Source organism: Halomonas saccharevitans (assembly GCF_032333995.1).
Classification (GTDB): Bacteria; Pseudomonadota; Gammaproteobacteria; order Pseudomonadales; family Halomonadaceae; genus Halomonas; species Halomonas saccharevitans.
Map to the genome: position 1 here is coordinate 2187 of NZ_JAVXUR010000010.1, position 3408 is coordinate 5594.

1 tRNA gene and 2 rRNA genes are annotated in these 3408 nt (G+C 54.7%); all 3 read left to right on the top strand.

The features are described 5' to 3' along the window. Positions 1-40: 40 nt before the first annotated feature. The 3 genes from RSO68_RS15885 (at position 41) to rrf (ending at position 3397) form a co-directional block, all read left to right on the top strand. Positions 41-116 (top strand) — tRNA-Ala (locus RSO68_RS15885). 194 nt (positions 117-310) lie between these two features. Further along, a 23S ribosomal RNA gene (locus RSO68_RS15890) occupies positions 311-3198 on the top strand. A gap of 83 nt (positions 3199-3281) precedes the next feature. Continuing rightward, positions 3282-3397 (top strand): 5S ribosomal RNA (gene rrf / locus RSO68_RS15895). The last annotated feature ends 11 nt before the right edge of the window (positions 3398-3408 follow it).

Here is a 3408-nt window from a genome sequence, read left to right on the forward strand (position 1 = left end):
TTATTCAAGTCTGCCCAGACCCACCATTTGCAGGATCAGAGGGGCCTTAGCTCAGCTGGGAGAGCGCCTGCCTTGCACGCAGGAGGTCAGCGGTTCGATCCCGCTAGGCTCCACCATCCTTCCCACAACAGTCCAAGACAGAGACCAGCGGCAAGCCAGACGGCTTTCCACTGTTCTCTGAACAGTGCTCTTTAACAATGTGAATCATGCTGACAAACGTTTCTTCCGAGAGGAAGAGACACGAGATACGTCTCAAGCGTATCCGGCAATTGTCGATTGTCATCGCGGACCAGACCTCTTGGGGTTATATGGTCAAGCGATGAAGCGCACACGGTGGATGCCTAGGCAGCCAGAGGCGATGAAAGACGTGGAAGCCTGCGATAAGGCTCGGCGAGGTGGCAAACAACCTGCGACCCGGGCATTTCTGAATGGGGAAACCCACCCACGGTAACGTGGGTATCCTGCACTGAATACATAGGTGTCAGGAGGCGAACCGGGGGAACTGAAACATCTCATTACCCCGAGGAAAAGAAATCAACCGAGATTCCCCTAGTAGCGGCGAGCGAACGGGGACCAGCCCTTAAGCACCATGACTGATAGACGAAGTGGTTGGGAAGCCACGCGATACAGGGTGATAGCCCCGTAGTCGAAATCTGATTGGTGTGAAATCGAGTAGGTCGGGGCACGAGAAACCTTGACTGAAGACGGGGGGACCATCCTCCAAGGCTAAATACTCCTGGCTGACCGATAGTGAACCAGTACCGTGAGGGAAAGGCGAAAAGAACCCCGGAGAGGGGAGTGAAATAGATCCTGAAACCGTGTGCGTACAAGCAGTGGGAGCAGACGTGTTCTGTGACCGCGTACCTTTTGTATAATGGGTCAGCGACTTATTTTCAGTGGCGAGCTTAACCGTATAGGGGAGGCGTAGGGAAACCGAGTCTTAACTGGGCGACCAGTCGCTGGGAATAGACCCGAAACCGGGCGATCTATCCATGAGCAGGTTGAAGGTTGAGTAACATCAACTGGAGGACCGAACCAGGATCTGTTGAAAAAGATTTGGATGACTTGTGGATCGGAGTGAAAGGCTAATCAAGCCCGGAGATAGCTGGTTCTCCTCGAAAGCTATTTAGGTAGCGCCTCACGTAGCACCGCCGGGGGTAGAGCACTGTTTCGGCTAGGGGGTCATCCCGACTTACCAACCCGAGGCAAACTCCGAATACCGGTGAGTGACGCGTGGGAGACACACAGCGGGTGCTAACGTCCGTTGTGAAAAGGGAAACAACCCAGACCGTCAGCTAAGGTCCCCAAATCCTGGTTAAGTGGGAAACGATGTGGGAAGGCTCAGACAGCTAGGAGGTTGGCTTAGAAGCAGCCATCCTTTAAAGAAAGCGTAATAGCTCACTAGTCGAGTCGGCCTGCGCGGAAGATGTAACGGGGCTCAAACCAGGTACCGAAGCTACGGGTTCGTCGAATGACGAGCGGTAGAGGAGCGTCGTGTACGCCAATGAAGGTGGATTGAGAAGTCTGCTGGAGGTATCACGAGTGCGAATGCTGACATGAGTAACGACAAGGGGAGTGAAAAACTCCCCCGCCGGAAGACCAAGGGTTTCTGTTCGACGCTAATCGGAGCAGAGTGAGTCGGCCCCTAAGGCGAGGCCGAAAGGCGTAGTCGATGGGAAACGGGTCAATATTCCCGTACTTCACTGTATTGCGATGGGGGGACGAAGAAGGCTAGGTGAGCCAGGCGTTGGTTGTCCTGGTGAAAGTCAGTAGGCCGAGGAATCAGGTAAATCCGGTTCCTTAAAGCCGAGAGACGAGACGAACAGACTACGGTCTGGAAGTCATCGATGCCACGCTTCCAGGAAAAGCCTCTAAGCTTCAGATACAGTGGAACCGTACCCCAAACCGACACAGGTGGTCAGGTAGAGAATACCAAGGCGCTTGAGAGAACTCGGGTGAAGGAACTAGGCAAAATGGTGCCGTAACTTCGGGAGAAGGCACGCCGCATTAGCGTGAGAGGACTTGCTCCTTCAGCGCGAAGCGGTCGAAGATACCAGGTGGCTGCAACTGTTTATTAAAAACACAGCACTCTGCAAACGCGCAAGCGGACGTATAGGGTGTGACGCCTGCCCGGTGCCGGAAGGTTAAGTGATGGTGTTAGCTTCGGCGAAGCTCTTGATCGAAGCCCCGGTAAACGGCGGCCGTAACTATAACGGTCCTAAGGTAGCGAAATTCCTTGTCGGGTAAGTTCCGACCTGCACGAATGGCGTAATGATGGCCACGCTGTCTCCACCCGAGACTCAGTGAAATTGAAATCGCAGTGAAGATGCTGTGTACCCGCGGCTAGACGGAAAGACCCCGTGAACCTTTACTATAGCTTCACACTGGACGCCGATGTTGCTTGTGTAGGATAGCTGGGAGGCTTGGAAACCCGATCGCTAGATCGGGTGGAGCCAACCTTGAAATACCAGCCTGGCATCATTGGCGTTCTAACTCAGGTCCATTATCTGGATCGAGGACCGTGTGTGGTGGGTAGTTTGACTGGGGCGGTCTCCTCCCAAAGAGTAACGGAGGAGCACGAAGGTACCCTCAGCACGGTTGGAAATCGTGCATTGAGTGCAAGAGCATAAGGGTGCTTAACTGCGAGACAGACACGTCGAGCAGGTACGAAAGTAGGTTCTAGTGATCCGGTGGTTCTGTATGGAAGGGCCATCGCTCAACGGATAAAAGGTACTCCGGGGATAACAGGCTGATACCGCCCAAGAGTTCACATCGACGGCGGTGTTTGGCACCTCGATGTCGGCTCATCACATCCTGGGGCTGAAGTCGGTCCCAAGGGTATGGCTGTTCGCCATTTAAAGTGGTACGCGAGCTGGGTTTAGAACGTCGTGAGACAGTTCGGTCCCTATCTGCCGTGGGCGTTGGATGTTTGAGAAGTGCTGCTCCTAGTACGAGAGGACCGGAGTGGACGCACCTCTGGTGTTCCGGTTGTCACGCCAGTGGCATTGCCGGGTAGCTATGTGCGGACGGGATAACCGCTGAAAGCATCTAAGCGGGAAGCCCCCTTCAAGATGAGACATCCCCGAGGCCTTGAGCCTCCTGAAGGGCCCAGCGAGACCAGCTGGTTGATAGGCCGGGTGTGGAAGCGCTGCAAGGCGTTGAGCTAACCGGTACTAATGGCCCGTGAGGCTTGACCATATAACACCCAAGCGGTCTGCCGATGGCAACCGACACGACGGATACGTGAGACGCATCTCGTCAGCATGATTCACCGTTTTTCGCCTGACGACCATAGCGTACGGGAACCACCTGATCCCTTGCCGAACTCAGCAGTGAAACCGATCAGCGCCGATGGTAGTGTGGGGACTCCCCATGCGAGAGTAGGTCATCGTCAGGCACCTATTCCGA